This is a genomic window from Sphaerospermopsis reniformis, assembly GCF_005402885.1.
Classification (GTDB): domain Bacteria; phylum Cyanobacteriota; class Cyanobacteriia; order Cyanobacteriales; family Nostocaceae; genus Sphaerospermopsis; species Sphaerospermopsis kisseleviana.
On the sequence record NZ_BJCE01000127.1, the window covers coordinates 1 to 16146 of the forward strand.

Consider the following 16146-nt stretch of genomic DNA (forward strand, 5'->3'; position numbering starts at 1 on the left):
GAACAGGGTGAAGCATTCGCTAATATAGGTTATCTGTTTGTTGTCTATTTTTACCATGCTAATGCTTCACCCCTACAGGATTATATAATGTGGTGCGATCGCTCAATCAATACAATTTTCATTGTCCCATTTGTAGGGGCAAAGCATTGGCTCAAACATCTTTATTGATTTCAATAATGTAAAATTGCCAATGCTTTGCCTTCTTCTGTTAAACTGTCTGTTTGTTGTCTATTTTTACCATGCTAATGCTTCACCCCTACAGGATTATATAATGTGGTGCGATCGCTCAATTAATACAATTTTCATGTTTAATCAATGTAATTATCATAAGCTTTTTTCAAAGCATCCTTGACTTGCTTTGCCACCCAATCAGGACTTAAAACCCTAGCACTAGCACCGTACTGGAGTATTCTTTGACGAAACCAAAATATACAGTCTTCTTGAGTTAAAATATCAACATATTCTGTAGTTTCCAGTGAGGAAATAACTGTTTCATGGGGTCTGCGGGGTCTATAACTCGCTAAATCTCCTGTCAGACGGTATTTAATATCTAAAGTAGGAAATTTACTATAGGTCCAGGGAGTCTGGGAAACTCCACCAACTCTGGTGATGCGGTCCACTCTCAAAGTAATGTTTTGTTCAGCATTGGGTCGGGTTTCTAAGTGATAACTCCGAAAGTCTGGAACTAAAGCAAACAAATAGAGTACACCGTTATGTAATCTCAGTTCTGACTTATCTAAATCCCAGAATGTTTCTTTACCTTGTTTGCTGCGATACCAAACTACAAAGCGGCGTTTTTGCTGAAACCGTTGCTGTAAATGACGTACAATTTCATTGATTTTATCTTCACTGTAGTCTGTGGGTGGATGAAAGTCTGTTATCAGATTAGGGGACTTGAGTTTTTCATTAAAGTTACCAATCTGGTAAATGTGTCCTGCTTCTGCGGAAAACCCCAGACTCGTCAATAACTCAGAGGCCATTGATAGTGCTTGTCTTTGTTCTTCAGATAAAATCACCGGAAACACTGATGTCACTAACTCATAAGGGCGGTTGGGTGCAGCTTTAATTTCAAAACCACAGTCTCGGAGTTTACCAATGGCACGAGTAATTTTCTGTGATAAATCACCAGCTTCAAAACCGCGATCGCTCAATTTTACCATTAATATATCTTTTTTTAATGGTTGTTCCGCTAGTAGTTTTAATATTTCTAATGCAAATATTAATTGATTAGATTTATCATTTATAGATGACATTTTAACTGGTATAATATATCTATGTTTGGGAATCTGCAAGCGATCGCCTAACCGTAGGATGAATTAGGATGAATTAGGATTAATTCTGTATTTTCAAGGTTTCTTCTGCTAGTAGCTTCAATGTTAATCTGAAACTAATACAAAAAGAATTAGGAGGGAATGATGGCACAAACTAATGTAAAAAATAATATTTATCCAACAGTTATGGTCAATATTCCTACTACAATAACATTGAAAATTTCCCATGAGCAGTTTTTAGATTTGGCGCTTGCTAACAGAGATTTACAATTAGAAAGAAATGCTACGGGAGAATTAATTATTATGCCTCCTACTGGAAGTTATACTGGAAAAAGAAACTTTGATATTGCTGGACAATTATGGTTTTGGAATCGTCAAACTAAATTAGGAGAAGCGTTTGATTCTTCCACTGGTTTTCATCTTCCTAATGGTAGCGATCGCTCTCCTGATGCAGCTTGGGTAAAACAAGAAAAATGGGATACTCTCAGTTTAGAACAAAAAGAAACTTTTGCACCTATTTGTCCTGATTTTGTTCTAGAACTACGTTCTAAAACTGATTCTTTAGAAAAATTGCAATCTAAAATGAGGGAATATATAGAAAATGGTGCTAGTTTAGGTTGGTTAATTGATCAAAAAAATCAACGAGTAGAAATTTATCGTCCAGGTAAAGATGTGGAAATTTTAGAACATCCTACGAGTTTGTCTGGGGAAGATATTTTACCTGGGTTTATTTTGGATTTAACTGAGGTTTGGAAATGAGAATATGAATATAAATATAAAACTATGTATCTCTTAGGGATTCAGCAAGGTTAAACCCTTACAATATGGGTATAATCATAAATCTTTTTATGGTGTTATTTGCTGATAATTGCTTATAGAACTCTATTTACGCTAATTCGAGTATAATAATATTGCTCAAATCTACCCAAAATTTCTGAGATATAGTCATTTTTTGATAACATCTCTGTTTCCAGAAGTAATAAATTAGTCACATCCAACAAATACTGAACTACAGTGAAAATTTCTTTACTGCCATTATACTCCAAATTGAATAGGGGTGTGGGGGCTTGTGCTTTGGGATGTATGCAATCCTGCAAAGTCAAACAACAAGCGCCCAACTTTGGAGAAGGTAACAATTGTCCTTTATCTTCCCACCAAGCAGAAACTTATCACGCCATTATTAACAGCGATGCAGAAATTATATTTAATACCTCTGCTACAGGTGATGGTAAATCCTTAGCTGCTTATTTAGTAAGTTTATTAAATAGTGATTTTCAGGTAATATCACTTTATCCCACCATTGAATTAGTTGCAGATCAAAAAAGACAGATTATCAATTATTATCAAAAATTCAATCTTCTAGAAATTGATGAGATAGAAAGTCTTTATGGTGCAAAGTTAGCAGAATTAGTAGAACAGGGAGAAAAAACTAATAAATTTAAAGAATTATTGAGAATAATCAAACATAAATCTGTGATTTTGACTAACCCTGATATTTTCCATTTAGCTACCCATTCTCGTTATCAAAATCCTGCTTATAGTCGCGCAGAATTAGCGATTACTTTAGGTAGAAATCCCGATTTATATATAGCTGATGAATTTCATATTTTTGGTTCACATCAAGAAGCTGCTATTCTCAATAGTTTATTACTAATTCGCCATAATCGTCCTAAAAAACGACCGCTGCGAGTTTTATTTACTTCCGCAACTCCCAAGGACAATTTTGTTAAACTCCTTAAAAATGCTGATTTTAAGGTAACATCAATTAAGGGAGAATATGAAAGTAAACCTAATCCTGGATATCGGCAAATTTGTCAACCTATTGATTTAGAATTTGTACAATTAGACAGAGAAAGCGACGCTTTCAACTGGTTAATTCAAGAACATGAACAAATTAGAAATATTCTCCACCAAGAAGGTAAAGGTAGAGGCGGAATTATTCTTAATTCTGTAGCTTTAGTGAGTAGAACTGTGAGAGAATTAAACAAACTAATGTCTCCTGATGTGAAAGTCCTAGAAATTAGTGGTAGAATTGATAAACAAGAGAGAGAAAAAATACATAATGATTTAGAAAACTCTGAGCAACCTGTGTTAATTGTGGGAACTTCTGCGGTTGATGTGGGTGTTGATTTTAGGATACATTTATTAATTTTTGAAGCGAGTGATTCTGCTACATTTATTCAGCGTTTGGGGCGTTTAGGTCGTCATTCTGGATTTAATCATTATCAGGGTTTTGTACTTTTATCTGGTCGTACTCCTTGGATAAAATCAAGATTAGAAGAGAAATTAACTAACTTAGAATATGATCGTGATCAGTTTCAAGAAATTATTACAGAAGTTTTTAACGCACCTACAGTTTTTACAGAATATCCTAAATATTGGGGTGCTTTACAAGCGCAAGGAATGTTATTTAATATGGGTAGTAAAAAAGCAGGAGTTATTGAACAATTAAAAGATAAAATATCGGAAGATTTACGCTTAGTTTACGGTGAACAACTAGATAAAAAACGTGGACATTGGTTTGCTTTAGGTAAGGATGAAAAAGGAGTAGGAAAAGCAGTACAACAGGAGTTATTAAGGTTTAGAGGTGGTTCTGATTTACAAGCTGCAGTGTGGGATGAAGGACGTTTTTACACTTATGATTTATTGAGGTTATTAGCTTATGCAGAAGTAGGAATAATTGAGAGGGAGGAGTTTTTAAAAGCTGCGGTAAATGCTGATCATTCCCATACAGAATTTCCAGAGAAATATATTCAAGTTTATCTGAAAGTTCAAAAGTGGTCAGATCAAAGATATAATATTGAATTAGAATGCGATCGCTCTAGTGATGAAATTCAACAATGTATCCTTACTTTTGTGGATAAATTAAGTATTGTTGGACATCCACAAACAGAAGTTAATCGTTGTTTAAAAAGACAGAAATTATTAGGTTTTTTAGTTCCGGTTAACCGTACTCCTAATAATAGTCATTGGCAAATTAGCCAGACTTTGTATTTAAGTCCTACCTTTGGACTTTATAGACTTAAAGATAGTGATGGACAATTTTATGGTTGTACTTTTCATCAAGATGCTTTGTTATTAGAAGCTGTAAAATGGAAAATTAGACGATGTGAAAGAAGTAAATCTTACATTTTTTAAAAACCACAAATAAAAACCACAAATAAAGTGATTTTACAACTATGCCTACATTATTACAAGCCTTACTGATTGAAACTTTACCAGCAGACACAGATCCGATTTTAACTTTATTTGTTAACACTATTTTGCCGGCAATGGAAAGGGAATTTGCCCTTATTCCTGCTATGGGAGGTTCGGAAATAGTACATTATCATAATTTAGTGAAATTGGGTGATCAACACGCCCAGGAAAATGCTCAACGTTGGGCAAATAAACCTGATCAAAGTTTATTAGTTCATGTTTTAAATGGGTTATTAATTGCGTGGAATTTGAGTCTGCATTTATCACCACGTCAGCAATTAAAAGATGAGGAAAAGAGATTATTATGTTTAGGAATTGCCTTACATGACTATAATAAATATGTGAAAGCACAAGGGGAAGAACAAGCACCACCAAAAGCCCATGAAATTGAGGAAATTATTAATTTATGTAGGGAATTGGGGACAAAATTAAACTTTACAGAATTTTGGACAGAGTGGCCAGATTATTTGTTAGAAATAGCATTTTTAGCACAAAATACCCAGTTTAATGTAGATAGTAGTTCTATTATTTCTCTGTGGGAAAATGAGCAGCGACAATTCACTATTAAGGATAAAAGATTAACTGATATTTTACGGCATTTATTAGCCTTTGGAGATATTGCAGTACATATATCTGATCCTGCGGAAATTATCACAACTACAAAAGGTGATAGATTACGAGATCACTTATATTGGTTAAATATTTCCAAGAAATTAGTTTACCATCGTTTACGAGATTGTCGGGGATTAATTACCAATCAAATTCATAATGCAGTAGTTAATTTTGCCCATAAATTAGGATGGGAAGAAATGCTCTGTTTTGCTCAAGGTGTGGTTTATTTAGCTCCTAATGATGTCACAAAACCACAATTTACAGATGTACAAACTGCTGTTTGGGATAATTTAATTAATGGTAATGAAGAAAGAAATCAAAAAGGACTAGCAGAGTATTTTCAAAGTGGTGATGTGGGTTATGTTCGTGATGGTAAAGGTTTAAAAATTGCTCCCCAAACCTCAGAATTATTCACACCTAAAGATTTAATTTGCCAACTTCCTGAAGTTGTACAGGTGAAAGTTGCTAACATTAAATCACCTGCAACACCAAAAAGGTTAGAAAAGTTAGATTTAAACCCAACAGAAATACAGTTTTTAAATACTGGTGCTGATATTCGCGCTGATAGGTTAGCGGAGTTTATCATATTAGCTCAAAAAGAATTTTTTGCTAATTCTTCAGATTATATCAATTGGATACTTAATACTTTAGAATTAGCTGCGGAAATATCCCCAGAAGCTACACAAAAACAGTCAGGAGGAGTTAATTATGGTTGGTATCAAGTGGCGGCTCATTATATTGCTAAAAATCCCACTTTAGACGAAAATCAAGTTAGGAAATATTTGCAAGATTTAGCGAATAAATTAGCAAATTGGGCTGAAGAAAATAAATTGTTAGCAGAAAATAGCAGTCCTACCTATCAAGCATTTATTGATTATTTGTCTGAATATTTGGAAATATTTACCACTGGAGATAAAAATAGTGATTTTACTCAAGAATTAACAGCTTATACCCAAGCTAAAATCACTAATAAACCTCTGTGTTCTTTCAGTAGTGGAGAAGCATTAGCTGAGGAACAGTTAGATACTGTAGTTTTGTTTAAACCTCAACAATATAGTAATAAAAACGCCTTGGGAGGAGGGAGAATTAAACGAGGAATATCAAAAATTTGGTCTTTAGAAATGTTATTGCGTCAAGCATTTTTAGGCGCACCCGCAGGAAAGTTAGAGGAACAACAACCAGTATTTCTTTATATTTTTCCAGCTTATGTTTATTCTCCCCAAGTAGCTAAAGCTGTGAGGTTATTAGTGAAGGAATTTAAAAGAGTTAATTTGTGGGAGGTGCGTAAACATTGGTTAGATGCAGAAATGCAATATCAAGGATTACAAAATTTACCTTGGAGAGAAAATGATGATGTAGAAGAGGGAAGATTTGCCAAATCTAAAAATTATTCAGTTACAGACTTACCTTTTATGGCGATGACTTATACCACAACTAGAGGTAAAACAGTTACAGATGCGTGGGTAGAACCGATTTTTTTAGCATTATCTTTACCGCTTTTGTTAGGTGTAAAAGTTGTGGCTACTGCTAGTCCCGATCCGCTTTATGCAAGTGATCAAGAGTTTTTACAATCAGCAGTTGTAGATGGTGCGGCGGGTTTTTGGCAGTTACTCAATACATCATCAAATGTCAGAATACAGGAGTTATCACCTGCTTTAAATAGGCTATTAATTACCTACAGTTTACATTTAGATAATAGGAGTAAAAAACCCGATGCTAGATGGCAAGCATTAACCGGAACTGTGAGAGATTTAGTCACAGATGTTTTAAATATCTTTGCTATTTCTGATCAAGGATTTCGTAATAGTAAAAAAGAACCAGGAAACAATGATGTTAAAAGAATTTGGAATTATGCCCAAATCTGGGTAAAAGGAGACAAACAAATGCAAGAAAAACTGAAATTAATTGAGCGTATTGTTCAAGAATATCGTCAATTTTATCAAGTGAATGTTGGTGAATCTAGTCACTCAATTCTGTTACCAATTTCTAAAGCTCTAGAGGTAATTTTGACTGTTCCTAATCACCTGGAAACCGATGATATCATCTTACAAGGTGCCGGTCAATTATACGATGCTTTGGAAAGACAGGAAGCATTTAAACGCCCATTGTTGATGAATAAAACTGTGGAGTATTCTGAACGTAAAAATCAAGAATTAATGGCAATTCGTCAGTTTATGACTACCTGTGTTAATGATTTATTTCTGGGACTTTATAAAGGCGATCGCGCACTACTCCAAGAAAACCGCAATCGCATCAAATCCGGTGCTGAATTTGCCTATCGTTGGTTATCTTTGCCATCAAAAAACACTGAACAAAACACTTAAAAATCTGAATCATAAGGAATTAAAAACATGAACTTAAAAACCCTGAAACCTGAATTTCATACTGCTTTCCCCCGGTTAGCATCTGGTAAATATGTCCACTTTTTAATGTTACGTCACAGTCAATCTTTTCCCGTGTTTCAAACTGATGGTGTTCTCAATACTGCACGTACTCAAGCAGGGTTAAAAACCTCCGATTCTATCAGTCGGTTAGTAATGTTTAAACGTAAACAAATCACCCCAGAAAGATTAGCAGGAAGGGAGTTATTACGTTCTTTAAATTTAACCAGTGCTGACTCCACAGATAGAGAAAAATTCTGTGAATATAATGGTGAGGGTTCTTGTAAAAAATGTCCTGATTGTATTATTTATGGTTTTGCCATTGGTGATAGTGGTTCAGAGCGTTCTAAGGTTTATTCTGATTCTGCATTTTCACTTAGTTCTTATGAACAATCTCACCGGAGTTTTACCTTTAATGCACCATTTGAAGGTGGAACAATGAGCGAAAAAGGAGTGATGAGAAGTGCAATTAATGAATTAGATCATGTTCTCCCAGAAGTCACATTTCCCACTGTAGAAACTCTCAGAGATCCAACATTTGAAGGCTTTTTATATGTCTTAGGAAATCTCCTCAGAACCCGGCGTTATGGCGCACAGGAATCACGTACAGGCACAATGACTAATCATATTATTGGTATTGTCCTTTGTGATGGGGAAATTTTTAGTAATCTTCACCTCACCCAAGCATTATATGATGCTCTCAAACCAGATATTAATGCCCCAATTGCAGATATCATTACCACAGCAACAGAGGTGACTACTAATTTATTGAATCAAGAACCAGTGCGTAAAAATCAGGTAATTATGGGTTCTCAATTAACGGATTTATTGACTGAGATTTCCGCTATTTATCAAGATGAAACTCAGTTACAAAGTACCATAACAACACTATATCAGCAAACAAAAACCTATGCTGAAACCTATGGTGCTGCTGCTAAAAAGAGTAAAAAATAGTCCACTGTAAAAACATCACTGGGGGTCTTTCCTCCAGTATTATCTATCTTCAAATTTAGGAATGATATGATTATTTACCAATGTGATTTAACCCTACATGATAATGTATTCTTTGCCAGTCGTGAAATGGGTATTCTCTATGAAACTGAGAAATATCTACATAATTGGGCTTTGAGTTTTGCGTTTTTTGAAACTGCTTATATTCCCAGACCTTATAGACTTCAAGGTGAAGCAGCCCAAAAACCTACTTATTTAGAAGTTAATCAAGAACAAAGTCTTTTACATCTAAATAAAGCAGGAATTTATGTTTTTCCAGCTTTACCTATTACTTGGTCATATCAAGTCAATACCTTCAAGGCTGCCCAAGTTTCTTATTATGGAAAATCAGCACAATTCGGTGGTGAAGGTGCAAGAAAAAATTACCCTGTTAACTATGGTCGTGCTAAAGAATTAGCTATAGGTAGTCATTTCCAAACCTATATCTTGGCTAATAAAAATATCATCATTCCCCATTGGATTCGATTAGGTAAATGGTCAGCAAAAATTAAGGTTGATACCACAATAATAACAGATGTTAAACAAAAATCTGGAGAATATATAACCAGACATCCTTTAAATCCCCTAGACCTATCTACAACAACTAGATTATCACTTTACAATCGTATTGTTATGCCTCCTTCGAGTTTAGTTAGTCAAGCTCAATTATCAGGAGAATATTATGAACTTTCTGATAAAACTTGTTTGCCTTTAGGAGTTGCTTATGGGGCTAATATCAAATGAATTTACACAGTTTAGTTATTGAATTAGGTGCTGCTAGTGAAAAGCCTATTCCAGCTACATTAAATAGGGCGATTCATTCTCAATTTATGGCATGGTTAAGTTTAGGAAATCCACACATAGCTAAATCAGTTCATGATAGTCAGGAATCTCCTTTTAGTTTATCAGGATTAATTGGTTATCGTCGTCTACATGGTACAAGATTAGGTGATAATTTTATCATTCGTATTTCTCTGTTAGATGATAATTTAATTGATCCACTTTTACAGGGTATAGAACTCTCTCAAAATCAGTCTCTTTATCTTGGTAATTTTCCTTTTGTAATTCGTGGTATTTCTACTTTTCCTGGTTCTCATTCTTTAGTGAATGTTTCTGATTATTGTATTTTAGCAAATACCAATGATTTCAATTCTGAAATTGTGCTAAATTTTGTATCACCCACGAGTTTCAAACAACATCAAAATATCCAACCTTTCCCTTTACCGGAGTTAGTATTTAATAGTTTGTTACGTCGTTGGAATCATTTTGCACCTTCAGATTTACACTTTCCTGAAATTAAATGGCAAGGTTTGGTTTCTGCTTTTAACCTCAAAACCCATGCTTTAAAAATGGAAGCAGGAGCAGAAATTGGTTCTGTAGGCTGGGTGAAATATCGTTTTTTAGATTCTGAACAAGCGAGAATTGCTACTATTTTATCTCACTTTGCTGTCTTTTCTGGCGTGGGGAGAAAAACAACTATGGGAATGGGACAAATCAATTCAAAAGTCAAAAGTCAAAAGTCAAAATTAAACTAATTACCAATTACCTAATAAAATGAATAAAGATTATTTACCCCTAGCTTATCTCAATGCTTGGGAATATTGCCCCCGGCGTTTTTACTTGGAATATGTGTTAGGTGAAATGGAAGACAACGAACACATTATTTTAGGTCGTCATATCCACCGCAATATTAATGAAGATGGGACTTTTCAAGATGGTGAAACTTTAATTCATCAACAACAATGGGTATGGTCTGAACGTCTCAAGGTTTCCGGTGTTATTGATGCGGTGGAAGAATGTGATGGTCAACTTGTGCCGGTGGAATACAAAAAAGGTAAGATGGCACAACATCTAAATGACCATTTTCAATTATGTGCTGCGGCTTTATGTTTGGAAGAACGGACTGGTAGAAATATTACCTATGGTGAAATATTTTATCATGCCAATCGTCGTAGACAAACTGTGGTTTTTACTCCCCAATTACGACAAATGACTGAACAGGCTATAGCATTAGCTCAAGTTGCTAGTCAAAACCAAATGCCAGCACCTATTGATCATACCAAAAAATGTCAATCCTGTAGTTTACAACGGATTTGTTTACCTTTTGAAGTCAAACAATTAAAATCTCAGGAGTTCTAAAATTATGACTACTCTGTATGTAATTCAACCTGATGCTATTCTTAGCAAAGATTATGAGGCTTTTGTAGTAACTTTAAAACAAGAAGATGGTACTTGGAAAAAACATAAAATCGCTGCTCAAACTGTGAATGAAATTGTCTTAATGGGTAATCCCCAAGTGACTGGTGATGCCTTTACCTATGCTTTAGAATTAGGAATGCCCATACATTATCTTTCCTGTTTTGGTAAATACTTGGGTTCAGCTTTACCTAAATCTTCTCGTAATGGTCAACTGCGATTAGCACAATATCAAGTTTATTCCGATCCTGTGAAAAGATTGGAATTAGTGAAAACCATTGTCACTGCAAAAATCCATAATCAATATCATGTATTGTACCGACATAATGAAAAAGATAATCCCCTCAAAGAACGCAAAAGTTTAGTTAAAAATCAACAAACTTTAGACCAAGTTCGGGGTGTGGAAGGTTTAGCAGCTAGGGAATATTTCGCCTGTTGGCAGAATATGGTAGGTAAACAATGGACATTTAATGGTAGAAATCGTCGTCCACCAACTGACCCGGTAAATTCATTATTGAGTTTTGCTTATGCTTTATTACAAAGTCAAGTAATGGCAGCAGTAAATGTGGCAGGTTTAGATCCTTATATCGGTTATTTACATGAAGTCCATCATGGACAACCGGCGATGGTGTTCGATTTAATGGAGGAATTTAGAGCATTGATAGCTGATAATTTGGTGTTGTCTATTTTAAACAAGCAAGAAATTAAACCTAATGATTTTAATGAAAGTTTAGGTGCTTATCGTTTAAAGGATAATGCTAAAAAAACATTCCTGCAAGCCTTTGATAAAAAGATGAATGATGAATTTAAACATCCGGTGTTTGATTATCGTTGTACCTACAGACGAGGAATAGAATTACAAGCACGGTTATTGAGTCGTCATTTACAAGAAGGTGTACCCTACAAACCATTATCATTAAGATGACAACACATTTTTATCTCATAATTTACGACTTACCAGATAGCAAAGCTGCTAACAAACGCAGGACAAGATTACATAAAATGTTGGGTGGTTACGGAAAATGGACTCAATATAGTGTGTTTGAATGTTTTTTGACTGCGGTGCAGTTTGCGACACTGCAAACCAAGATAGAACGATTGATTAAATCTGAAGAGGATTCGATTAGAATTTATGTACTAGATGCTGGGAGTGTGAAAAAAACTATCACTTATGGTTCGGAAACCCCTAGACAAGAGCAAGCGATAATCATATAATTGATATATCAGCTTGAATTTTTGGCAAACCTAGAGCGGGGTCAAAAACCCTGGGGGGTCCGCCAAATCCCCAGAACCTTGATAATTGAATAGTTCCAGCGTTTCATCAGTTTCAGTTGGCGGTTAACCCGAAGCCTGAAATGAGGTTTTTTCAGAGGTCCGCCAAATTCCCCCCTACAGTCTGCTCCCAGACTATGTTTCAGAGGGCGGGGTTTCTAATTACCTAATCCCCGCAAGGGGACTGAAACTGTTTGGAACACTAGTGAAAATCCAGAAACAACCTGTGTTTGTTTCTAATTACCTAATCCCCGCAAGGGGACTGAAACCAAATTTTCATCCCGTATCCCTTCTATTACCTGCGTTTCTAATTACCTAATCCCCGCAAGGGGACTGAAACACAACATAAGCGATGCCTCCAGTAGAAGCACTTACGTTTCTAATTACCTAATCCCCGCAAGGGGACTGAAACCAAAACGATGGGGTGAGCGTACTGTGATTATGCGGAAGTTTCTAATTACCTAATCCCCGCAAGGGGACTGAAACGCATAAAAATAAAATAGGTGGTATTATCAGTATTTAAGTTTCTAATTACCTAATCCCCGCAAGGGGACTGAAACAATCTTATTGATTTCCAATAATCGTAAAATCATGGAGTTTCTAATTACCTAATCCCCGCAAGGGGACTGAAACAACCAACTGTCATACCACCAAACACTCAGAAAAAATGTTTCTAATTACCTAATCCCCGCAAGGGGACTGAAACCCAAATTTATGGCTGAATATTTTCATTTTTCCTAATGCTTGGTTTCTAATTACCTAATCCCCGCAAGGGGACTGAAACCAATTGTTTGATTGGTCTAAAGCTGATGTTCTCGAGGTGGGTTTCTAATTACCTAATCCCCGCAAGGGGACTGAAACTAAATATAGAACAACTCATCCCCTCTTCTTTTTTTCGTTTCTAATTACCTAATCCCCGCAAGGGGACTGAAACGCAGTAAAGAATCAAAAGATAAATAAATGCTGTCAGTTTCTAATTACCTAATCCCCGCAAGGGGACTGAAACCTTTACAGACTGCTGGAGTAAAAGATACTTCATTGTGTTTCTAATTACCTAATCCCCGCAAGGGGACTGAAACAAACTTATCCGGGTTGTTTAACTGTGGGTAGTAGTCAGGTTTCTAATTACCTAATCCCCGCAAGGGGACTGAAACAGAAAAACTCTTGTTCTTGTTGTAGGTTCATGACTTGTTTCTAATTACCTAATCCCCGCAAGGGGACTGAAACGATAAGAGCGATCGCCAGAGCCTACTACTTTGATGGTTTCTAATTACCTAATCCCCGCAAGGGGACTGAAACAGTAATAGTGACCAAGAGAACCGCAGAACTGTGCCGTTTCTAATTACCTAATCCCCGCAAGGGGACTGAAACATATGTGCTTGTTTTTTGTGCTTATTTCATAGTTTCTAATTACCTAATCCCCGCAAGGGGACTGAAACTATACTCCAATAAACTTTTCCCCTTCATAAGGAATGTTTCTAATTACCTAATCCCCGCAAGGGGACTGAAACCTTTAAAAATGGGCAAAAACTTTATAAAGTCTCTTGTTGTTTCTAATTACCTAATCCCCGCAAGGGGACTGAAACAATAGCTTTACCCAAATTAAAAACTTCCTGTGCAGCGTTTCTAATTACCTAATCCCCGCAAGGGGACTGAAACCCATCTGATGTCACAGAAATACCAGAGCCAATTTTTGTTTCTAATTACCTAATCCCCGCAAGGGGACTGAAACTTTAATAAATGATCAATCTTTGGTAAAATTGGTTTAGTTTCTAATTACCTAATCCCCGCAAGGGGACTGAAACTATATCCCATTCGTTTCAAGTTCATAATGTTGATCATGTTTCTAATTACCTAATCCCCGCAAGGGGACTGAAACGTCATCCTTTTGTACTTGGGCTTCGTAGCTGTCTAGCTGTTTCTAATTACCTAATCCCCGCAAGGGGACTGAAACAAACCTACTACACACCCCGCCTTAACATCTGAACACGTTTCTAATTACCTAATCCCCGCAAGGGGACTGAAACATATAAAACACAGGAGGCGATCGCACGGAAAAAATAGCTACAACTTGGGCAACAATATTAGCAAGAAGGGAAATGGGAGAATCATTACAAATCATAGCTCAAGATTTAGAAATACCATACACCACAGTTAAAACTTATGTTAAATTAGCACCACGGGCGCTGAAAGATAACCAGAGCAATATTTAACATGATTATGTATTTGGTGAAATTAGCGATCGCTTTTTCCAATATGTGAATTATATTAAATTAGCGATCGCCAAAAAAGATTAAATATTAAATTTAATCTTGTTTATTTTGAGGAGTAAATTAATAGTGAAAGCAAAAATCAGAGATACAGAAATCTATTTTGATATTGACGGTTGTGGGTTAGCAGTTGAAGAACAGGGAATACGTGAAAAACCAGTTGCTTTCATCATTCATGGTGGACCTGGAGTAGACCACACCAGTTATAAACCTTGTTTTTCTCCCCTCAGTCATCACCTACAAATGGTCTATTTTGATCATCGGGGTCAGGGAAGGTCAGCACGTGGATCAAAAGAAACCTATACCCTAGAAAATAACGTTGAGGATATGGAAGCATTACGCCAATATTTGGGGTTAGAAAAAATCATTTTAATTGGTTCTTCCTATGGGGGTATGGTTGCCCTTTCCTATGCTATCAAATATCCGCAAAATGTTTCTCATTTAATAGTAATTGCCACAACCGCCAGTTCCCGTTTTTTACAACGCGCTCAAGAAATTTTAGCACAAAGAGGAAACCCAGAACAAAAAGCGATCGCCTCCAAACTTTGGGCAGGTAATTTTGAAAACGAAGAACAGCTACGGGAATTTTTTAAAATCATGAATCCAATGTATTGCCAAACCAATAACCGCAAAACAAATTCTCCAGGCTCAGACCAAACTATCCTCTCAGTTGATGCCATTAACATTGCCTTTAGTGGCTTTTTAAGAAACTATAATATCCTCAACGAATTACATAAAATTACCTCACCAACACTGATAATTGCCGGACGACATGACTGGATCTGTCCCCCAGAATTTTCAGAAGAAATTGCCGAAGCTATTCCTAACGCCCATTTAAAAATATTTGAAAATAGCGGTCATTTAATTCGTGTTGATGAACCGCAATTACTCTTAGATGAAATTATTAATTTTCTCACTAAGCTGTTACACAGCTAAATTGTATAATCCTAATATTCTGAACTCTTGTAGAACAGGCATCTTGTCTATTCCACTTATACAAATTAAATGCACAACAGCTTATCCTAAAATGCTTAAATATTGTGGGGTGGGTATCTTGCCTGCCATTCCCAATCACCAATCACCAATCACCAATTACCAATTACCAATTACCAATCACCTTTTCACCATTCTTATAAAAGCCGCACCTGTAACTAATCCGGCAAACTGTCCCCAATAACCAGGATTAGTAAAACCATCGGCAATATTTAAACTACCAATTCCATAAAATGACTGTTGAATAAACCACCAAAATAAATACCAAAAAGCAGGAATTTCCACAGGAATAAAGATAATAATTAAAGGTAAAATCGAATCTATTTTCACCTTCGGAAACTTGATAATATAAGCCCCTAAAATAGCAGCGATCGCCCCATTTGCACCAATCACAGGTACACTTAACTTAGGATTCATAAAAATTTGCATCATCCCCCCAAACACACCAGCAGCTAAATACAGCAATAAATATCTTTGTTGTCCTAAATTTCTTTCTACCGTCTTACCAAAAACCCACAGAAATAAAATATTACCCAAAATTTGACTAAAACTACCATGCACAAACAACGAAAGTGGTAAGGCAATTAACCGCCAAATTACAACTATCCAAGCCGCCGAATTATAAAAAATAGCATTAGTTAAAGCAGTGTTAGTTTGTTCAGGAATAATCCCCCAATTGCTGACAAAGTTACCTAATTTCCCACTTACATCTAATTGTAATTCCCAACAAAATATCCCCAAATTAATGCCAATCAACCAATAAGTAATAATTGGTTTCTTCCAACTATAAAAGTTATCACTAATAGGAATCATGACCAATGGTAATGGGTAATCGGTGGCTTTCAGCAGCTAATGAAGGAGATGTTTTTTGGAATGAAGGAGAAGCGGGAGATTATGTCAATGAATTATTTACCGACTGCGCCCAAAGATACGGCGCTGAATTTGATATTAGTTCTTCCTCTG

At 35.8% G+C, this 16146-nt stretch carries 12 protein-coding genes, 2 pseudogenes and 1 CRISPR repeat array; of the genes and pseudogenes, 12 read left to right on the forward strand and 2 right to left on the reverse strand.

Annotation, left to right across the window (positions count from 1 at the left end):
- Positions 1 to 308 precede the first annotated feature (308 nt).
- On the reverse strand, positions 309 to 1253 hold the full coding sequence (locus FFR48_RS17075) for a helix-turn-helix transcriptional regulator (protein WP_190346592.1): 945 nt from the start codon (positions 1251 to 1253) through the stop codon (positions 309 to 311).
- A gap of 159 nt (positions 1254 to 1412) precedes the next feature.
- Here FFR48_RS17075 and FFR48_RS17080 point away from each other — a divergent pair, with 159 nt between their 5' ends.
- From FFR48_RS17080 to FFR48_RS17130, 11 genes and pseudogenes are all read left to right on the forward strand, one after another.
- The gene (locus FFR48_RS17080; RefSeq protein WP_443096396.1) at positions 1413 to 2030 is read left to right on the forward strand and encodes a Uma2 family endonuclease; all 618 of its coding nucleotides are present in this window, start codon (positions 1413 to 1415) and stop codon (positions 2028 to 2030) included.
- 324 nt (positions 2031 to 2354) lie between these two features.
- Positions 2355 to 4409, forward strand: a complete 2055-nt coding sequence (gene cas3, locus FFR48_RS17085; RefSeq protein ID WP_236104094.1) for a type I-D CRISPR-associated helicase Cas3' — start codon at positions 2355 to 2357, stop codon at positions 4407 to 4409.
- Between the two features lie 41 nt (positions 4410 to 4450).
- Positions 4451 to 7405, forward strand: a complete 2955-nt coding sequence (gene cas10d / locus FFR48_RS17090; protein WP_137668196.1) for a type I-D CRISPR-associated protein Cas10d/Csc3 — start codon at positions 4451 to 4453, stop codon at positions 7403 to 7405.
- 27 nt (positions 7406 to 7432) lie between these two features.
- Positions 7433 to 8416, forward strand: coding sequence for a type I-D CRISPR-associated protein Cas7/Csc2 (cas7d, locus tag FFR48_RS17095; RefSeq protein ID WP_137668197.1), 984 nt, complete (start codon positions 7433 to 7435; stop codon positions 8414 to 8416).
- Between the two features lie 66 nt (positions 8417 to 8482).
- Positions 8483 to 9196 carry a type I-D CRISPR-associated protein Cas5/Csc1 gene (gene cas5d, locus FFR48_RS17100; protein ID WP_137668198.1) on the forward strand — a complete coding sequence of 238 codons (714 nt, stop codon included), beginning with the start codon at positions 8483 to 8485 and terminating at the stop codon, positions 9194 to 9196.
- The gene (gene cas6 / locus FFR48_RS17105; RefSeq protein WP_096568712.1) at positions 9193 to 9987 is read left to right on the forward strand and encodes a CRISPR-associated endoribonuclease Cas6; all 795 of its coding nucleotides are present in this window, start codon (positions 9193 to 9195) and stop codon (positions 9985 to 9987) included. The genes cas5d and cas6 overlap by 4 nt, the downstream gene beginning before the upstream one ends.
- Before the next feature lie 19 nt (positions 9988 to 10006).
- Positions 10007 to 10591, forward strand: coding sequence for a CRISPR-associated protein Cas4 (gene cas4 / locus FFR48_RS17110; protein WP_137668199.1), 585 nt, complete (start codon positions 10007 to 10009; stop codon positions 10589 to 10591).
- A gap of 4 nt (positions 10592 to 10595) precedes the next feature.
- Entirely contained in the window at positions 10596 to 11573 is a 978-nt protein-coding gene (cas1d, locus tag FFR48_RS17115) for a type I-D CRISPR-associated endonuclease Cas1d (RefSeq protein ID WP_137668200.1), read from the forward strand.
- A complete protein-coding gene (gene cas2, locus FFR48_RS17120) occupies positions 11570 to 11863 on the forward strand; it encodes a CRISPR-associated endonuclease Cas2 (RefSeq protein WP_096568703.1) in 294 nt (97 codons plus the stop codon). The genes cas1d and cas2 overlap by 4 nt, the downstream gene beginning before the upstream one ends.
- Before the next feature lie 211 nt (positions 11864 to 12074).
- A CRISPR array of direct repeats spans positions 12075 to 13947; the repeat unit is 37 nt; unit sequence GTTTCTAATTACCTAATCCCCGCAAGGGGACTGAAAC.
- A 9-nt stretch (positions 13948 to 13956) separates the two neighbouring features.
- Positions 13957 to 14133, forward strand: a pseudogene (locus tag FFR48_RS17125) (CRISPR-associated endoribonuclease Cas6); the annotation flags it as partial.
- Between the two features lie 126 nt (positions 14134 to 14259).
- Positions 14260 to 15126, forward strand: a complete 867-nt coding sequence (locus tag FFR48_RS17130) for an alpha/beta fold hydrolase (protein WP_137668201.1) — start codon at positions 14260 to 14262, stop codon at positions 15124 to 15126.
- Between the two features lie 177 nt (positions 15127 to 15303).
- Here FFR48_RS17130 and FFR48_RS17135 read toward each other — a convergent pair whose 3' ends face one another.
- Positions 15304 to 15996, reverse strand: coding sequence for a rhomboid family intramembrane serine protease (locus FFR48_RS17135; protein WP_137668202.1), 693 nt, complete (start codon positions 15994 to 15996; stop codon positions 15304 to 15306).
- 23 nt (positions 15997 to 16019) lie between these two features.
- Between FFR48_RS17135 and FFR48_RS30745 the strand changes: the two are divergent.
- Positions 16020 to 16146: pseudogene (locus FFR48_RS30745) on the forward strand (DUF1517 domain-containing protein); the annotation flags it as partial.

Excerpts from the sequence above, each read along its gene's own strand:
- cas7d (WP_137668197.1), top strand. The coding sequence starts at position 7,433 with ATGAACTTAAAAACCCTGAAACCTGAATTTCATACTGCTTTCCCCCGG.
- cas2 (WP_096568703.1), top strand. The coding sequence starts at position 11,570 with ATGACAACACATTTTTATCTCATAATTTACGACTTACCAGATAGCAAA.
- cas1d (WP_137668200.1), top strand. The coding sequence starts at position 10,596 with ATGACTACTCTGTATGTAATTCAACCTGATGCTATTCTTAGCAAAGAT.
- FFR48_RS17135 (WP_137668202.1), bottom strand. The coding sequence starts at position 15,996 with ATGATTCCTATTAGTGATAACTTTTATAGTTGGAAGAAACCAATTATT.
- cas10d (WP_137668196.1), top strand. The coding sequence starts at position 4,451 with ATGCCTACATTATTACAAGCCTTACTGATTGAAACTTTACCAGCAGAC.
- cas4 (WP_137668199.1), top strand. The coding sequence starts at position 10,007 with ATGAATAAAGATTATTTACCCCTAGCTTATCTCAATGCTTGGGAATAT.
- cas5d (WP_137668198.1), top strand. The coding sequence starts at position 8,483 with ATGATTATTTACCAATGTGATTTAACCCTACATGATAATGTATTCTTT.
- cas6 (WP_096568712.1), top strand. The coding sequence starts at position 9,193 with ATGAATTTACACAGTTTAGTTATTGAATTAGGTGCTGCTAGTGAAAAG.
- FFR48_RS17075 (WP_190346592.1), bottom strand. The coding sequence starts at position 1,253 with ATGTCATCTATAAATGATAAATCTAATCAATTAATATTTGCATTAGAA.
- FFR48_RS17080 (WP_443096396.1), top strand. The coding sequence starts at position 1,413 with ATGATGGCACAAACTAATGTAAAAAATAATATTTATCCAACAGTTATG.
- cas3 (WP_236104094.1), top strand. The coding sequence starts at position 2,355 with ATGCAATCCTGCAAAGTCAAACAACAAGCGCCCAACTTTGGAGAAGGT.